At 66.5% G+C, this 15603-nt stretch carries 16 protein-coding genes; 8 read left to right on the top strand and 8 right to left on the bottom strand.

Annotated elements, in window-relative coordinates; all coding sequences use genetic code 11:
• Positions 1-2 precede the first annotated feature (2 nt).
• Both D9X30_RS18095 and D9X30_RS18090 read right to left on the bottom strand, forming a co-directional pair.
• Positions 3-797 carry a flagellar brake protein gene (locus D9X30_RS18095; protein WP_153948635.1) on the bottom strand — a complete coding sequence of 265 codons (795 nt, stop codon included), beginning with the start codon at positions 795-797 and terminating at the stop codon, positions 3-5.
• A 230-nt stretch (positions 798-1027) separates the two neighbouring features.
• Positions 1028-1933, bottom strand: coding sequence for a LysR substrate-binding domain-containing protein (locus D9X30_RS18090; RefSeq protein ID WP_153948718.1), 906 nt, complete (start codon positions 1931-1933; stop codon positions 1028-1030).
• 137 nt (positions 1934-2070) lie between these two features.
• Here D9X30_RS18090 and D9X30_RS18085 point away from each other — a divergent pair, with 137 nt between their 5' ends.
• Positions 2071-2694 carry a LysE family translocator gene (locus D9X30_RS18085; RefSeq protein WP_153948636.1) on the top strand — a complete coding sequence of 208 codons (624 nt, stop codon included), beginning with the start codon at positions 2071-2073 and terminating at the stop codon, positions 2692-2694.
• Here D9X30_RS18085 and thpR read toward each other — a convergent pair.
• From thpR to D9X30_RS18070, 3 genes are read right to left on the bottom strand one after another with little or no spacing between them, the layout of a single operon-like run.
• Complete coding sequence (gene thpR / locus D9X30_RS18080; protein WP_249640999.1) at positions 2678-3226, bottom strand: RNA 2',3'-cyclic phosphodiesterase; 549 nt, start codon at positions 3224-3226, stop codon at positions 2678-2680. The genes D9X30_RS18085 and thpR overlap by 17 nt on opposite strands.
• Before the next feature lie 3 nt (positions 3227-3229).
• Positions 3230-3793: a methylated-DNA--[protein]-cysteine S-methyltransferase gene (locus tag D9X30_RS18075; RefSeq protein ID WP_153948637.1), complete on the bottom strand. Its 564-nt coding sequence runs from the start codon at positions 3791-3793 to the stop codon at positions 3230-3232.
• On the bottom strand, positions 3790-5352 hold the full coding sequence (locus D9X30_RS18070; RefSeq protein WP_153948638.1) for a DNA-3-methyladenine glycosylase 2 family protein: 1563 nt from the start codon (positions 5350-5352) through the stop codon (positions 3790-3792). Before D9X30_RS18070 ends, D9X30_RS18075 begins: the two co-directional genes overlap by 4 nt.
• Positions 5353-5541: 189 nt before the next feature.
• On the opposite strand from D9X30_RS18070, the gene D9X30_RS18065 reads away from it, so the two are divergent.
• Complete coding sequence (locus tag D9X30_RS18065; RefSeq protein WP_153948639.1) at positions 5542-8409, top strand: M16 family metallopeptidase; 2868 nt, start codon at positions 5542-5544, stop codon at positions 8407-8409.
• Positions 8410-8540: 131 nt separating this feature from the next.
• Entirely contained in the window at positions 8541-8912 is a 372-nt protein-coding gene (locus tag D9X30_RS18060) for a PHA-granule associated protein 4 (protein ID WP_153948640.1), read from the top strand.
• An 83-nt stretch (positions 8913-8995) separates the two neighbouring features.
• Here the strand turns inward: D9X30_RS18060 and D9X30_RS18055 are convergent, their stop codons facing one another.
• From D9X30_RS18055 to D9X30_RS18045, 3 genes are all read right to left on the bottom strand, one after another.
• Positions 8996-9541 carry a hypothetical protein gene (locus D9X30_RS18055; RefSeq protein ID WP_153948641.1) on the bottom strand — a complete coding sequence of 182 codons (546 nt, stop codon included), beginning with the start codon at positions 9539-9541 and terminating at the stop codon, positions 8996-8998.
• 44 nt (positions 9542-9585) lie between these two features.
• On the bottom strand, positions 9586-10743 hold the full coding sequence (locus D9X30_RS18050) for an acyl-CoA dehydrogenase family protein (protein ID WP_066732580.1): 1158 nt from the start codon (positions 10741-10743) through the stop codon (positions 9586-9588).
• Positions 10744-10867: 124 nt separating this feature from the next.
• The gene (locus tag D9X30_RS18045) at positions 10868-11311 is read right to left on the bottom strand and encodes a hypothetical protein (RefSeq protein WP_228770976.1); all 444 of its coding nucleotides are present in this window, start codon (positions 11309-11311) and stop codon (positions 10868-10870) included.
• A gap of 279 nt (positions 11312-11590) precedes the next feature.
• On the opposite strand from D9X30_RS18045, the gene D9X30_RS18040 reads away from it, so the two are divergent.
• The 5 genes from D9X30_RS18040 to D9X30_RS18020 all read left to right on the top strand — a co-directional run bounded on the left by D9X30_RS18040 (position 11591) and on the right by D9X30_RS18020 (position 15597).
• A complete protein-coding gene (locus D9X30_RS18040) occupies positions 11591-12904 on the top strand; it encodes an MFS family transporter (RefSeq protein ID WP_153948642.1) in 1314 nt (437 codons plus the stop codon).
• A 140-nt stretch (positions 12905-13044) separates the two neighbouring features.
• On the top strand, positions 13045-13341 hold the full coding sequence (locus tag D9X30_RS18035) for a hypothetical protein (protein ID WP_153948643.1): 297 nt from the start codon (positions 13045-13047) through the stop codon (positions 13339-13341).
• Positions 13322-14062, top strand: coding sequence for a Fic/DOC family protein (locus D9X30_RS18030; protein WP_153948644.1), 741 nt, complete (start codon positions 13322-13324; stop codon positions 14060-14062). Before D9X30_RS18035 ends, D9X30_RS18030 begins: the two co-directional genes overlap by 20 nt.
• Before the next feature lie 79 nt (positions 14063-14141).
• Positions 14142-15086 (top strand): LysR family transcriptional regulator, encoded by a 945-nt coding sequence (locus tag D9X30_RS18025; RefSeq protein ID WP_153948645.1) that lies wholly within the window; start codon positions 14142-14144, stop codon positions 15084-15086.
• Between the two features lie 34 nt (positions 15087-15120).
• Positions 15121-15597, top strand: coding sequence for an aminoacyl-tRNA deacylase (locus D9X30_RS18020; protein WP_153948646.1), 477 nt, complete (start codon positions 15121-15123; stop codon positions 15595-15597).
• Positions 15598-15603: the final 6 nt, after the last annotated feature.

Here is a 15603-nt window from a genome sequence, read left to right as displayed (position 1 = left end):
GCTCAGCCCCGGTGCGCCAGTTCCAGCTGGAACACCAGGCGCTGCAGGAAGTTTTCCATGCGGCCGTCCGGATTCAGGAACGCGCAGCCGTAGTGGTGGACGGTGTTGTCGTCAAACCCGACCAGCCAGTGGCCGACCACCTGCATGTCCAGCTCCAGGCGGCCCAGCTCGGCAAAATCGAGGCGGCACTTCTTGATGACCGTGCCCACCGGCAGCTGGTCGGCGCCCACCTGGCGCGAACGCAGGCCCACGCCGGACAGCGAAAGATCGGCGATATCGAGCTGCAGCGTGGACTTGTCGGCCGACGCCGGCAGCACGACCTCGCACCGATAGCCCTTGGTCAACAGCGTGCGCGCACGGAAATGGCGGCGGCGCTGGAAGTGGTAGAGCTTTTCGGGGAAGTCGGCGATAAAGGCCGGCCCGCCCTCGAAGCGCGTGGCACCGGGCGTGCCCACCACGAAGTTCACCGGAACGCCGCGCAGCAGGCCGGAAAAGGCATTCTGGTCCGACCCCATCAGCGCCTGGCGTTCGCCATCGGCACGGCACCAGTCGAAAATGAACGTCTTGTTGGCCGGATCGACGTGCAGGATCGACGTCACGATCTCGGAGCCATTGCGCGAGCGCACGTTCAGCAGGCATTTCTGCCACGCCATGTCGCGCAGCACCGTGCCGATCTGCGAACTGTGCGTCAGCCGGTAGCGTTCATCCGACTGCGCAGCGTCCCGCTCGTCGGACTCGCCCTCGAACTGAGACAAGGATTGGCCTGCCTGCGGCCCGCGGGGATCTTGAAGACTCATGGAATACGCTACGTCTAATAGTGGTTGCGCCGCGGATCGCCGGGGCGGGCGGGCAATGGATCTGTCAGCGCGCGGCGCGCCAGCCGCCGCATGGTAAGCGCGCCACCCAAGCGGCGCAAGCATATGCCATGGCCTTCGGCAAAATACGACGTAACTTTAGGAACCGACTTCGGTGGGGTAGCTTCCGCTACGCTTTCGGCGCCGCAAACCCACGGCGGGTGCAGCGTTGGTCATTGCGGGGCCCGGGCGTCCGGTTCCCCCATGGGCGCCCGCGCCAGCTCGGCACGCAGCCAGTGCAACAGGGCCGCGCGGCGCGGGTCCCTGGCAAACGGCACGGGCGATATCAGGTGGTACGCCGACCCGTCGGGCACGAATCCCTGCGGGGCGGTCAGCCGGCCATCGGCCAGTTCGTCGGCGGCCATCCATTCCGATGCCACGGCCCAGCCCAACCCGGCAGCGGCGGCCTGCAGGCTCAGGTAGAAGTGTTCATACCAGGCGTCGCGCTGGCTGCCGGGCCCGTCGGGCGCGCCCGGCAGGGCCACCCCGGCGCTGCGGGCCCATCGCTGCCAGGCATCGGGACGCGTACGGGTATGCAGCCTGACCGAGTCGGCCAGCCCCGAAGCCGCCTGATCCGGACGGCAGACCGGACCGACGCGCTCGGGCGCCAGTTCGCGGGTGTGCCAGCGCGGATCGAACGCAAAATCGTTACGCCGCAGGGCAACATCAATGCCTTGCCCGGCAAAGTCCACGGGGCCGCCGGCCGCCATCAGGTGTAGCGGAATGCCCGGATGGGCCGCCGAAAAACGGCCGAGCCGGGGGATCAGCCAGCGCATGGCGATGGTGGGCTCGCACGACAGCACCAATGCGGTAGCCGGCGTCGGCCCACGGATCCGTTCGGCTGCCGCCGCCAGCAGATCCATCGATTGCGTGGCCGCCGCATGCAGCGTCTGGCCGGCCTCGGTCAGGAAAACCGCCCGGTTGCGCCGCTCGAACAGGGGCACGCCCAGCGCGTCTTCCAGCTGCCGGATCTGGCGGCTGATCGCGCCGTGCGTCAGGTGCAACTCTTCGGCCGCGCGCGCGAAATTCTGGTGCCGCGCCGCCGCCTCGAAAAAGCGTATCCAGCCCAGCCAGTGCATCGAAGCCATGCGATCAGTCAGTTTTACTCACGGAATTGCGCCAGTATAAATCGCTTTGCGTACCCGTTTCTGCGCGACAGAATCGTGCCGGCACGCGCCCCCCGGCCGCCCCTTTCCACAACGAAAACTGACCCGAAATGACATCGCTCGCCGAACTTGCCGCCGTCGCCACCATCACCGTCCTTGCCGTGATCAGCCCCGGGCCGGACTTCGCCATGGTCACCCGCAACAGCTACCTTTTCGGCCGGCGCACCGGCTTGCTGTGCGCGCTGGGCATCGCGCTGGGTGTGCAGGTGCATGTGGCTTATACGATGTTCGGCGTGTCGCTGCTGATTGCCCACGCCCATGGCGTGCTGTCGGTCATCAAGCTGCTGGGCGCCGGCTATCTGGTGTGGATCGGCATCCAGACGCTGCGCAATCGCAAGGCGATCACGGTGGACACCACGGCCGCGCCAGCCATTTCCGGCGCAGCGGCATGCCGCATGGGCTTCCTGACCAATGCGCTGAACCCGAAGACCACGCTGTTCGTGGTCAGCACTTATACGCAGGTGGTCAGTCCCCATACCCCGCTCGCGGCGCAGTTCGGCTACGGCCTGTTCATGTCGCTGGCGCACCTGATCTGGTTCGGCATCGTCGCGTGGTGCTTCGGCTCGCCGGCACTGCGCGCGGCCATGCTGCAGCGCCAGCGGCTGCTGGACCGGGTCATCGGCACCACGCTATGCGGGCTGGGGGTGGCGCTGGGCGTCAGCAACCTGGGCTGACCGCCCGATACGTGTCGCGCACGACATGCCGCGCGCCGTCCTGGCCAAGAAAGCTCTCATAGAGCAGGAAACGATCGACGTGCCACGGCGGCGCCGCGAGGTCGCGGAATGCGCCGAGCCAATCGCGCAGCAGCGGCTCGGGCACGCCCGGACGGCAGCGCGCCAGCGTCAGATGCGGGCGGAAGCGACGCGGATCAGGCGCGATGCCGTGGGCTTCCAGCACGGCGCTGATCTGATCGACCAGACCCTGCAATGGCGCCGATTCGGCCAGCCCGGCCCAGAGGATCGACCCCTGCCGGCCCCGAAAACGCCCGACGCCAAGGATCTGCAGCACCATGGGCTTGACGGCCACGCCCCGCAGCGCCTGCGCGATGGCCGTCGTGACCGCTGCATCGCACTCGCCCAGGAAGCGCAGCGTCAGATGCAACTGCGCGGCTGGCGTGGGCCGGATATCGCGATGGGCGGGCAGGGTTTGCAGCAGCGCGTGCGCCAGCGCGGCCGGTGTGTCGATCGCGATGAAAAGCCGCGGCACCGTTCAATAGAGCGCCAACACAGCCTGCCCCGCCCGCGCGCGGCCGGCCGCGCCCGGACCATTGCCCACCTCGCCCGCTTGCAGCGCGCCCTCCAGGCCCAACAGCGCGCGTTTGCGATCGACTCCGCCGGCGTAGCCGGTCAGCGCCCCTGACGCGCCCAGCACGCGATGGCACGGCACGATGACCGACAGCGGATTGCGCCCCACCGCCCCGCCCACCGCACGTGAATGGCTCGGTGGCAGGCCAAGGCCAGCACCCAGTTGTCCGTACGTCGAAGTTTCGCCAAATTCGATATCGCACAGGGCTTGCCAGATCCGTTGCTGGAACGCACTGCCGGCAAACCGGATCGGCACGGTGAACGTATGCAGCCGGCCGTCGAAGTAGGCGTCGAGTTGTTCCGCCGCCTGCGCCAGCACGCGCGCGTCGGCGTCGGATACCGGCGCCGTGGCGCTGGCCTGGCCCGGGTGGTATTTCTGCCCCGCGAAGAACGCGCCTGTCAGCAGGCCGTCTTGCGCGCGCAGCAGGATATTGCCCAGCGGGCTGTCGATGATCTGATAGCTGTTCATGCTGCTGCTTCCTCGCTGTCCTTGATGTTGCTGTCCTGGATGTCGATGCGGTCGGCGCCGGTGCCCGGCGTCTGCGCAGCGTCCTTGATCTGCTCGTAGCGATGCCACAGGTGGATCGCCGCATAGGCGCGCCACGGCGCCCATTGCGCAGTCCTGGCCTGCATCGCCCGGACGGTGCTCACGTCCAGCACCTTGCGCAATGCGTAGTCGGTGCCCGGAAACGCATCGGGCCAGCCCAGCGCCCGCATGGCCACGTACTGCGCCGTCCAGTCGCCAATCCCGTCGATCGCGCACAGCCGCGCGACGGTGTCCTCAGGTGCCGCGTGCGGATCGAGCCGGATCTCCCCGGCCGCCACCTGCCGCGCCAGGGCCCGGATTGCGCGGATCTTCGGCACCGACACGCCGGCCGCCTGGTAATCGGCATCGGGCAGCGCGGCCAGCGCCTGGGGGGTCGGGAAGGCGTGGGTCACGGGCGCCGCCTGGGTGGCATCGGCCGGATTCTGGAGGCCGGCCAGCGCCTGCGGCGGCAACGGCTCGCCCGCGATGCGCACGAGCCGCGCCAGGATACGGCGCGCCTGGACCACTGAAATCACCTGTCCGACGATAGCCCGCACCGCAATCTCCAACCCGTCGAACGTGCCCGGCAGGCGCATGCCCGGCGTGCCGGCCGCCAGCTCGCCCAGGTGCGCATCGACGATATCGGGCCGGCAGCCCAGATCGCAGAGGCGGCGCACCTTGCCCAGCGCCTGCGGAATCACGTGCGCCAGCGAACCGGACAGCGTCACGCGCACCACCGTGCGCTTCGGCACGTGTTCCAGCCGGACCCAGCCAAGGTGCCGATGGCCGCCCGCGTCGATGGCCATCGAGCGCGTGTAGACGCCGGCGTGGCATTGGTCGATACCGTCAACGGCCCGCACGGCCAGGAAGCGGAGCCATTCGGCCCAGGCCAGCGGCGGACGATAGCCGAGTTCGAAAACCAGGCGATCCGCCATGCCATCGGCCGCGCGCTTGCGCATCGCCAGTGGCGTCAGGCCATACCGCTCCTTGAGCACATCATTGAAGCGGCGCACGCTGCCAAACCCGGCCGCCAGCGCCACTTCGGTCACGGGCAGCACGGTATCGGTCAGCAGGCGCTTGGCCAGCAGCAGCTTCTGCGTCTGCGCATATTCATGCACCGACACGCCAAACTCGGCATCAAACAGCCGGCGCAGATGGCGCTCCGTCACGCCGATGCGCGCGGCCAGCTGCGCCACGCCGGCACCGGCCATGAAGCCCTCGTCGATCAGCGTGGCAGCGGCCTGCGCCAGCCGTCCGGAGATGTCGGCCAGCCCATGGCCCGGCGCCAGTTCCGGCCGGCAGCGCAGGCACGGCCGGAAGCCATGCTTTTCCGCGGCCGCCGCGGACTCGTAGAACGTGCAGTTTTCGCGCTTCGGCGTGCGCACCGCGCAGATCGGCCGGCAGTACACGCCCGTGGACGACACGCCTACGAAGAAGCGTCCGTCGAAGCGGCGGTCGTGTGATGCAACGGCCTTGTAGCAGGTGTCGGGATCGAGTTCCATGGCATGCATCCTACGCCAGTGCGGCACGTTGAATGCGCTGGAATCGGACATCCGCCTGAAGCGGTTCTGAAGGAAGGACGACGTCACTTTGCGCCCGATTCTGAAAGTGCGGTCGGCCGCGTTGCACGGCGCGCCGCTGAGGCTAGAATCTGCTCACCTGCGGCGTTGCATGCCGCTTCTGGAGTCTGCATGAACCGTCGTCGTCCCGTTGCCGGCATGACCCGAATCGCCGGCATTGCCATGGCCATCGTCTGCGGCCTGAGCGTCCCCGTCGTCCATGCGGCGCGGACGGGTCCGCTGGCTGCGCCCCCGGCCGCCGCGCCGGTGGCACGCGCCACACCCGTCACGACCGTCGAAGGCATCACCGAATACCGGCTGCCCAACGGACTGCGCATCCTGCTGGCACCGGACGACGCCCAGCCCACCACCACGGTCAACATGACCTATCTGGTCGGCAGCCGCCACGAAAACTACGGCGAAACGGGCATGGCGCACCTGCTCGAGCATCTGCTGTTCAAGGGCACGCCGTCGCTGCCGGGCAAGACCATTCCGACCGAATTCGCGCGGCGCGGCATGCAGTACAACGGCACCACCAACCAGGACCGTACCAATTTCTTCGAGACCTTCGCGGCCAGCGAGGACAACCTCGACTGGGCCCTGCGCATGGAGGCCGACCGCATGGTCAACAGCTTCGTGGCGCGCAAGGACCTGGACAGCGAAATGACGGTGGTGCGCAATGAAATGGAGATTGGCGAGAACAATCCCATGCGCATGCTGCAGCAGCAGATGTACGCGGCCGCCTACCGCTGGCACAACTACAGCAAGGCGGTGATCGGCGCGCGCAGCGACGTGGAGCGCGTGGGCATCGACAACCTCCAGGCGTTCTATCGCCGCTACTACCAGCCCGACAACGCGGTGCTGGTGGTCACGGGGCAGTTCGACCCGGCGCGCACGCTTGCCCGGATCGAACAGGCCTTTGGCGCGATTCCGCGTCCGACGCGCGTGCTGCCGTCCGAGTACACGGTCGAGCCGGCCCAGGAAGGCGCGCGCGAGCTGACCCTGGTGCGTCCGGGCGACAGCAGCATCGTGTCGGCGATGTATCACGTGGCACCGGGCGCGCACCCCGACATCACCGCGCTGGACATGCTGGCGGTCATCCTGGCGGACACGCCGGGCGGCCGGCTCGAGCGCAGCCTGGTGGACACCCGCAAGGCCGCGTGGCAGGGGTCGTTCTTCACGTCGATGAAGGACCCGGGGGTGATCCAGTTTGCGGCGGGCACCAGCAAGGATCGTCCGATCGCACCGGTGCGCGATGCGCTGATCGCCACGGTGGAGGGCGTCGCGACGCAGCCCGTCACCGACGAGGAAGTGGAGCGCGCCCGGGTGCGGTTGCGCAATGGCTACGAGAAGACGCTGAACGATCCGGCCGCCTACGGCGTGGCGCTGTCCGGTGCCATCGCCAAGGGCGACTGGCGGCTGTTCTTCATCAACCGCGACCGCGTGGAGACCACCACCCGGGCCGACGTGCAGCGCGTGGCCGAAAACTACTTCCGCCCGGCCAACCGCACGGTGGGCGAATTCGTGCCGGGAGACAAGCCACAGCTGGCCGCCATCCCCGCCGCGCCCGACCTGGCCGCGCTGACGCAGCACTACACGGGCAAGCCGGCGGCGCAGGCCGTGGCCGCCTTCGACCCAACCCCGGCCAATATCGACGCCCATACCGTGCGCCAGACGCTGCCCAACGGCATGCAGCTTGCCTTGCTGCCCAAGCCCACGCGGGGCGGCGCAGTCAACGGCACGCTGGTCCTGCACATCGGCAATCTGCAGGCGCTGCAGGGCAAGAATGCGGTGGGGTCCATGACGGGCGCCATGCTCGACCGTGGCGCCGGTGCGTTCACACGGCAGCAGATCGCCGACCGCTTCGAGGCGCTGAAAGCCAACGTGTCGATATCGGGCAGCGACGAACGGGTCACCGTACGCTTCGACACGCGGCGCGAATACCTGCCCGACCTGCTGGCGCTGCTGCGCACCGTGCTGCGCATGCCGACCTTCCCCGGCAATGAACTGGAGACACTGCGGGCCAGCAGCGTCGCCGGCATCGAAAGCCAGCGCAAGCAGCCCAACGCACTGGCGCCGAATGCCCTGGGGCGTCACGGCAATCCGTACCCGCCCGGCGACCCGCGCTACACGCCAACGTTCGACGAAAGCGTGGCCGATCTGCGCGCCGTATCGGTCGCGGACCTGCGCGATTTCCATGCGCGCTTTTATGGCGCGGAGCATGCACAGCTGGCGATCGTGGGCGATTTCGATGCCGATGACGCGATCCGGCAAGCTGCATTCCTGTTCGGCGACTGGCGCGCCCAGGTACCGTTCGAGCGGGTGGACCGGCCGTTCGTGGCGATTCCCCCGACCGACTTCACGCTCGACACGCCGGGCAAAGCCAATGCGGTCTACCTGGCCTCGCAGCCGGTGGATCTGGTCAGCGACTCGCCCGACTACCCGCTGATGCTGATCGCGAGCCGCGTGTTCGGCGGCACCGGCATGCGCAGCCGTCTGGCCGACCGCCTGCGGCAACTTGACGGCATCAGCTATGGGGTTTCCAGTTCGCTGACGGTCGGCGCGCTCGACCGCGCGGGCCGGTTCGGGCTGTGGGCGGCCTATGCCCCGCAGAACCTGCCCCGCCTGCGCAAGGCCGTCGACGAAGAAATGGCGCGCTTCGTCCGCGACGGCGTCACGGCCAGCGAAGTGGCCGAGGCGGCCAGCGGCCTGTTGCAGCAGGGCATGGTCAGCCGCACGCGCGACGGCGCACTGGCCGGGGCGCTGGCCAACCAGGCGTACCTGGGCCGGACCATGGCGCACACGGCGGCCATCGAGGAAGGCATCCGCACGGCCACGCCCGCAGCCGTCAACGCCGCGATCCGCCGCTACCTGGGCCCGGCCATGCTGACGCAAGCATTCGCCGGCGATTTCGGCGCGAGTACGACGGCGCCGACTGCGGTTCCTGCCGAGGCCGGGACCCCGGCGGCCGCCGCGCCGCCGGACGCCAGCAAGCCCTGAGCCTCACAAGCACCGAGCCGCCTGGGCTGCGGGCTGGGGGGCCGTGTGAGCCGCTGGCGCCTCACCAACCCTTGAGGCAAGCATCGGAACACTGTATATTTATACAGTCTTTCTTGAGACTTGAGGTGTGGATGTCAATTGTGCGAGCTGGCAGCAAGGCGGAAGCCCTCAGGCTTCTGGCCTCGGAGCAGGCGCTTGGGCTTGAGCTGGACTATGAGACGGGGTGGCAGGACGCCATCGAACTCGGCCGGCTTGGCGAGAAGCGCGGCATCAAGGTGCAATACCGCGGACAGGAAAGTGTCGCCGTCCGCACACCCGAAGCCCTCCAGGCAGGGCTGGGCAGGCCCAAGACCACGTTCCGGCAGCGCAACCTGTACTGCCAGTTCGACCTTGGCCTGCTGGCCGACCGCGACTTGCTGGATCTGGAAGCCAAGGCAACGCGCCTTGGCGACTACATCCTGGCGGGCCATTTGCTGCGCGACGTCGACGCGGTTTGGGCCTGAGCCCGGATCATGCGGGCAGCGTCACCGCCTGACGGCAGGTGACGCGCTGACTGCCGGAATGACCGCCCGGCTAACTGTTGGACTTATTGCCAGACGCGCGTGGCGCCGGCCCAGCGCGCGGCCGCCGACACGTGCATCAGCGCACAGTCGGCTTCCGTGGCAGGCATGGGAGCCTCGGCAGCAGTCGTCACGTTGGAGCACAGTACCGCCGTGACCAGCGTCTTGATATGGCCGCGCCCGCTATCGGCCAGTTCGACCAGGCGGTCGTAGCCATCGAGCACGATCAGGCTGTCTCCCGCGCGCGGATCGAGGTCCAGCGAATACAGATGGTCGCATTCGCAGCGCATGGTGCCGCCGGCCACCGCCACGACGATGGCACTGGGCAGCGCCAGCCCGCAATCGCGTACCGCGTGGTGCAGGCGGTCCAGATGCGCCTGGGCGCGATAGTCGCGTGCCGAATGCGCCGGCTCGGGGCCGGTTGACAATGCCATCAGCGTGTCTGCGGACACGACCAGCGTGTAGGCCTGCAGCGTGGTGCGATACGTGGCCACCACGGCCCGGAGCCGGTGCACCGCGCCGTGGTCTGCAGCGGCCGTCCCCTGTGGGGCCGCAACCTGGATCTTGCTCATCCTGTCTCCTATCCCCTCGGGTCGGTCCGCTGCGGTCAGCCGGATCAGTCGCGCAGCAGCTGCTTGGCGATGATCAGTTGCTGGATCTGCGTGGTGCCTTCATACAGGCGCAGCAGACGCACGTCGCGGTAGAACCGCTCGGCCTTGTATTCGGCGATGTAACCGGCGCCGCCGTGGATCTGCACGGCGCGATCGGCCACGCGGCCCACCATTTCGGTACAGAACATCTTGGTGCAGGACGCCAGCATGCTGACTTCAGGGTCGCTCTGGCCGGCCGGCTTGGCGTCGTAGCGTTGCGCGCAATCGCGCACCATCGACAGGCCGGCGTACAGTTCGGCCTGGCTGTCGGCCAGCATGGCCTGGATCAGCTGGAAGTCGCCAATCGGCTTGCCGAACTGCTTGCGCTCCTTCGCGTAGGCGACGGCATCGGTAATCAGCCGATGCGCCATGCCGCAAGCCAGTGCGGAGATATGCAGGCGGCCACGGTCCAGCACCTTCATGGCCGTCTTGAAGCCCACGCCCGGCACGCCACCGATGATGTTCGCAGCCGGCACGCGCACGTTTTCCAGTACCACGTCGCACGTCTTGGTGCCGCGCTGGCCCATCTTCTTGTCGGGCTTGCCCAGCGAGATGCCCGGGGTGTCGGCCGGCACGATGAAGGACGAAATGCCCGAGGCACCCGGGCCGCCCGTGCGGGCCATCAGCGTGAAGGCGCCGGCGCGCGGCGCGTTGGTGATGAACCGCTTGGTGCCGTTGATGACGTAGTGGTCGCCATCGAGCTCGGCACGCGTCTGCAGCGATGCGGCGTCCGAACCGGCGTTCGGCTCGGTCAGCGCGAAGGAGATGACCAGCTCCCCGCTGGCGATCTTGGGCAGGTAGGTCTGCTTTTGCTCCTCGGTGCCATCCATCAGGATGCCCTGCGAGCCAATGCCCACGTTGGTGCCGAAGACGGAGCGGAACGCGAAGGCCGTATGGCCGAGGTCATAGACCACATCGCATTCCTGCGACATCGACAGGCCGATGCCACCGTAGTTTTCCGGGATGGAGATGCCGAACAGGCCCATCTCCTTCATGTCGGCCACGATGTCGGCCGGCACGTCATCGATTTCCTCAAGGGTATCTTCGGCCGGCTTCAGGCGCTCATCGATGAAACGCTGCACCGAGGCGCGCAGCAGGGAAAAGGATTCGGCGTCGAGGGCCATGACAGTCTCCGGGTGAGTCGGTACGACAACAATGGCCGCCAATGGTACGCCGACCATCGATTTTGACAATCCACGCCGACTTGGACAGAACCGTCAAGATAATTTGACAATCCCCGAACCAGCCCTAATAGTCACATTTCTTGCGGGCCAGCTTTTCCCGGGTGTAGCCATGGCCCACCCGCAATTGGTGCTCGATCTCGTCGGCCTGGTCCAGGCAGGAAAACACGAGGTCATCCCGGAATTTCTGCGTCACGCCCTTGAGCCGGGGGGCGTCATATGAAATCTGCCGCGCCCGGCAGCGCAGGAACAGCAGCGTCTCCTCGGAAGCCGTCCGCAATTGCGCCTGGTTGATGCGCTGGCACTGCACGAGGTTGGGATCGCCCTCGGCAAGTACGCCCGCGGCGGGCAGCCACAGCAAAGGTGCCAGCAGGAAGGGCAGGAGACGCGGATTGGTCATGGACAAGGGGGGTCGAAAGGCACGGCGTTCAGCATCGCCCTGCATGATTGCGCAGCCGTGCGGCCCACGCAAGTTAGCCCGGCGGCGACGGTCACCCGCCAGGATTTTCATGCCGCGAGGGCGCGCTTTGTAAAAACTCTTTCCAGCCCATCGGACAATGCGGCGCAAAACCGCTGGTGGCAAGGCATTTGCAACAGGGCCAGGGGGATTGCGAAAGCCGCCCCCCTTGGGGGGGCAGGCCGTTCCGCGTTACGCTACGCCGGCACACGGGCCCGGACTTGCGACGCCCCCAGGCCGGCTGGCGGTTTTGCCGGTCCACGTCGCACCTTGCTCTCCTGGTCCGTATCCTCCAGCGGCGCCCCCGCCGCCAAGTCAAGAACAGAAGGTCCTATGACAGACATCGCCTCCTCCGCCGTCAACGGCACGGCACCGTCCCCCGAAGAAACCAGAAAGCGCGTCTTTGCCATTGTGGCTGCGTCGTCGGGCAACCTCGTGGAGTGGTTCGACTTCTATATCTACGCCTTCAGCGCGATCTATTTCGCGCCGGCCTTCTTCCCGAAAGGCGACCCCACGGCCCAACTGCTGAATACTGCCGGTGTGTTCGCGGCGGGCTTCCTGATGCGACCGATCGGCGGCTGGCTGTTCGGCCGTATCGCCGACCGAAACGGCCGCAAGAATTCCCTGCTGATCTCGGTGGTCATGATGTGCTTCGGCTCGCTGCTGATCGCCTGCTTGCCCACCTACGAGACCATCGGCAACTGGGCCCCGGCGCTGCTGCTGGTGGCACGGCTGCTGCAGGGCCTGTCGGTCGGCGGCGAATACGGCACCACCGCCACGTACATGAGCGAAGTGGCGCTCAAGGGCCGACGCGGCTTCTTCTCGTCGTTCCAGTACGTGACGCTGATCGGCGGCCAGCTGCTGGCTGTGCTGGTCATTGTGCTGCTGGAGCAAATGCTGACCGAAGCCCAACTGAAGTCCTACGGCTGGCGCATCCCGTTCGTGGTGGGTGCCATCACCGCGGTGGTGGCCCTGTTGCTGCGCCGCACGTTGCATGAGACCACCACCGCACAGCAGCGCAACAGCAAGGGCGCCGGCACGGTGAGCGAGATCTTCCGGCACCACAAGGCCGCGTTCTTCACGGTGCTCGGTTATACCGCCGGCGGCTCGCTGATCTTCTACACGTTCACCACGTATATGCAGAAGTTCCTGGTCAACACGGCCCACCTGCCGATCAAGACCACCAGCTACGTGATGACGGTCTGCCTGTTCCTCTACATGTGCATGCAGCCGTTGTTCGGCGCGCTGTCCGACCGCATCGGCCGCCGCCACAACATGATGCTGTTCGGCGCGCTCGGCGCCATTGCCACGGTACCGATCCTGACCGCGCTGAAGACGGTGTCGAGCCCCGAAATGGCCGGCCTGCTGATCTGCGTGGCCCTGGCCATCGTCAGCTTCTACACGTCGATCAGCGGCATCGTGAAGGCCGAAATGTTCCCGCCCGAAGTACGCGCGCTGGGCGTGGGCCTGGCCTATGCCATCGCCAATGCCCTGTTCGGCGGTACGGCCGAATACGTGGCGCTGGCCCTGAAAAAGGCGGGTCAGGAGGACACGTTCTACTGGTACGTGACCGCCATGATGGTCATCGCGTTCCTGGTCAGCCTGCGCCTGCCACGCCAGGCAAAGTACCTGCATCACGAGCATTGAGACGCCCGCTGACGGCTGGATGATCGGCCCTGTCGGCTTTCGCGACGGCCCGCCCCCCGGCGGGCTTTTGTCTTTCAAGTGATTGATCGGCAAAGACAAACCTTATAATCTGGCCGTATGTCACCCTGCCGCGAGGCACCATGAGACGCCATCAAGCCGTAACGCCGCTGCCGACGGATCTCGATGCACTGCCCACCACCATGGTCAGCGAGTTCGTTCGCGAGTTCGCAGTGGCCCACCATGTCAGCTTCGAGCGGACCGGGCTCGACGACTGGGCCGAAGCCGCCACGCGCGCCGCCGGCGACGATGTCTCGCTGGACGCCACGGAAAAGCTTCTTGTGACCCTCAAGAAACGGCACCTGATCAGCGGCCGCCAGATGGCACGCCTGATGACGAACCACATGCGGGAACGCAAGCATGTTCGACCCGTTCGGTGACTTCGACACTGCAGGGTATCTCCGAAACTTTGAAAAGCTGAAGGACCTGGAAGAGGTCAAGATCCAGGAACATGCGTTTTTCGAGGCCAATCTCGAGGATGCACTGGCATACCTGAACGCTGTGCCAGGCCCACTGGACTATGAGAATTTTCTTGAAGTCCACAGCATTCTGTTTCGCGACTTTTACCCATGGGCAGGCCAGGACCGGCGGATGCTGGACACCGGGCGGCTGGTCGGAAAAGGCGAAGTGCAGTTCGAGGCTTCGGAACGATGCCGGCAAGCTGTGGAATGGGGCCTGCGCATGGGCAATGACCCTTCGGCCATGCGAAGGAAGCCCGGCGTCGTCATGGGCGCCTTCGCGTGGGGGCATCCGTTCCTCGACGGCAACGGTCGGGCCATGCTGCTGGTCCATACCGTGCTTTCAGCACGGGCGGGCTTTTGCATAGACTGGCCACGCACACGCAAGAACGATTACCTGCGAGCACTGACAGCGGAATTGCAGACACCGGACAAGGGCATTCTCGACCGATATCTGGCGCCTTTGGTCCGGCCGCTGACCGCAGCGGAAGACTGGATCGGGCAGCTGCTTGCGCTGCCGGGGCTCGATGGAAGTAGCCAGAAAGACGACAATATCGCCTACCGGGACAATGATGCTGCTGCGCTGGCGCGATATCGCGACGTCAGGAGAACCCGGGAACAAAGCCTTGGCCCGGACACGTAGCGACCCACCTTGCCTGGTTGCCGCCATGGCAAACTGAGGGGCCTTCGGGTCCCTTTTTCATTCCCGCGCCAGTATCGCCATGGATCTCAACGCCCTGCGCCTGTTCGTCGATATCGTCGACGCAGGCAATCTCAGCGCCGCCGCGCGCAAGCTCAAGATGACGCGCGCCAATGTCAGCTACCACCTCAAGGCACTGGAGGAGGAACTGGGCGTGCAGCTGCTGCGCCGGACCACGCGCCACGTGGAAGCCACGCCAGTCGGCGCCGGGCTCTACGAGCACGGCCGCAACATCCTCGGCGAAGTCGCGGCCGCCAATGCGCTGATCAGCAGCATGGGCAAGAGCCTGCAGGGCCATGTGCGGTTGTCGGTACCCACCGGCCTGGGGCACGCCATGCTGTCGCCGCTGCTGGTGCAGTTCAAGCAACGCTATCCCGACATCACGCTCGACGTGGTGTTCGACAACCGCATCCACAATCTCGTGTCCGAGGATGTCGAGGTAGCGCTGCGCATCATCTCGACGCCGCCAGATTCGGTCGTGGCCACCGAGATCGGCACGGTCGACTGGATTGTCTGCGGCGCGCCCGCCTATCTGGCGGGCCGGCCGATGCCGGCGGTACTGGCCGACCTTGGCGCCCATGCCATCGTCTGCGCATCGCCAATTGGCCAGAAACTGAAGGCTTCGGGTATCCGCCACGCCACCGGGGCGCGCGAACAGGTGGTGCTGGCGCCCACGCTGAGTTCGGAGAACTTCGCGTTCCTGAAGGATGCCGTGGTCAGCGGGCTCGGCATCGGCATCTTCCCGCTCTATGCGGTGGGCAAGGATCTGGCGGACGGCACGCTCGTGCCGCTGCTGCCCGACTATCGCATCAGCGTGTTCGGCAGCAAGCTTTACATGCTGACCATGCCCAACCGCTACCAGACCATGGCCACCCGCTACCTGCTCACCTTCCTGAAGACCGAGCTGCAGGCAATCTGGCCTCGCATGCGCGGCGACAGTGCCTATAGTGAGAACACTCAGGACTAAACCGCGCCCTCCCTGCGCGGGAAGGAAGACGATCATGGCAATGGCAGGCACCCTGGCTGGCCGGCTCAGCCGCATGAACAGCCGGTTCGACATCATTCGTCACCCCTACAGTCTCAGCAGCATGGCCACGGCGCACGCGGCACATGTACCGGGGCATCGTCTGGCCAAGACGTTGCTGCTGGAAGATGAAGGCGGCTACGTGGCCGCCGTGATCCCGTCGAACCACCATCTGCAGCTATCGGCCCTGTGCGACATGACGGGCCGCAAGCTGGTGCTGGCGCACGAGGACGAAATCCGCGAGGTCTTCAAGGATTGCGATCTTGGCGCCATCCCGCCGTGCGCGATGTCGTACGGCATGCAAACCTATGTCGACGAAAGCCTGTTCGCCGAACCCGAAGTCTGGTTCGAGGCGGGCGACCATCTGGAACTGGTTCACATGGACCGCGACCAGTTCATGATGCTGATGGAAGACGCACAGCGCGGCAGGTTCTCGCGCGTGATGATGTCGTAGCCTTGT

The sequence above is a fragment of the Cupriavidus sp. U2 genome (assembly GCF_009663685.2).
In the GTDB taxonomy this organism is placed as follows: Bacteria; Pseudomonadota; Gammaproteobacteria; order Burkholderiales; family Burkholderiaceae; genus Cupriavidus; species Cupriavidus necator_C.
The sequence above is the reverse complement of the archived record's forward strand: the minus strand, read 5'-3'. Positions and strand labels throughout refer to the sequence as shown.

Bases quoted from the DNA above. Each gene is read 5' to 3' on its own strand.
- D9X30_RS18095 (WP_153948635.1), bottom strand. From the start codon at position 797: ATGAGTCTTCAAGATCCCCGCGGGCCGCAGGCAGGCCAATCCTTGTCT.
- D9X30_RS18090 (WP_153948718.1), bottom strand. From the start codon at position 1,933: ATGCACTGGCTGGGCTGGATACGCTTTTTCGAGGCGGCGGCGCGGCAC.
- D9X30_RS18085 (WP_153948636.1), top strand. From the start codon at position 2,071: ATGACATCGCTCGCCGAACTTGCCGCCGTCGCCACCATCACCGTCCTT.
- D9X30_RS18075 (WP_153948637.1), bottom strand. From the start codon at position 3,793: ATGAACAGCTATCAGATCATCGACAGCCCGCTGGGCAATATCCTGCTG.
- D9X30_RS18070 (WP_153948638.1), bottom strand. From the start codon at position 5,352: ATGGAACTCGATCCCGACACCTGCTACAAGGCCGTTGCATCACACGAC.
- D9X30_RS18065 (WP_153948639.1), top strand. From the start codon at position 5,542: ATGAACCGTCGTCGTCCCGTTGCCGGCATGACCCGAATCGCCGGCATT.
- D9X30_RS18060 (WP_153948640.1), top strand. From the start codon at position 8,541: ATGTCAATTGTGCGAGCTGGCAGCAAGGCGGAAGCCCTCAGGCTTCTG.
- D9X30_RS18055 (WP_153948641.1), bottom strand. From the start codon at position 9,541: ATGAGCAAGATCCAGGTTGCGGCCCCACAGGGGACGGCCGCTGCAGAC.
- D9X30_RS18050 (WP_066732580.1), bottom strand. From the start codon at position 10,743: ATGGCCCTCGACGCCGAATCCTTTTCCCTGCTGCGCGCCTCGGTGCAG.
- D9X30_RS18045 (WP_228770976.1), bottom strand. From the start codon at position 11,311: ATGAAAATCCTGGCGGGTGACCGTCGCCGCCGGGCTAACTTGCGTGGG.
- D9X30_RS18040 (WP_153948642.1), top strand. From the start codon at position 11,591: ATGACAGACATCGCCTCCTCCGCCGTCAACGGCACGGCACCGTCCCCC.
- D9X30_RS18035 (WP_153948643.1), top strand. From the start codon at position 13,045: ATGAGACGCCATCAAGCCGTAACGCCGCTGCCGACGGATCTCGATGCA.
- D9X30_RS18030 (WP_153948644.1), top strand. From the start codon at position 13,322: ATGTTCGACCCGTTCGGTGACTTCGACACTGCAGGGTATCTCCGAAAC.
- D9X30_RS18025 (WP_153948645.1), top strand. From the start codon at position 14,142: ATGGATCTCAACGCCCTGCGCCTGTTCGTCGATATCGTCGACGCAGGC.
- D9X30_RS18020 (WP_153948646.1), top strand. From the start codon at position 15,121: ATGGCAATGGCAGGCACCCTGGCTGGCCGGCTCAGCCGCATGAACAGC.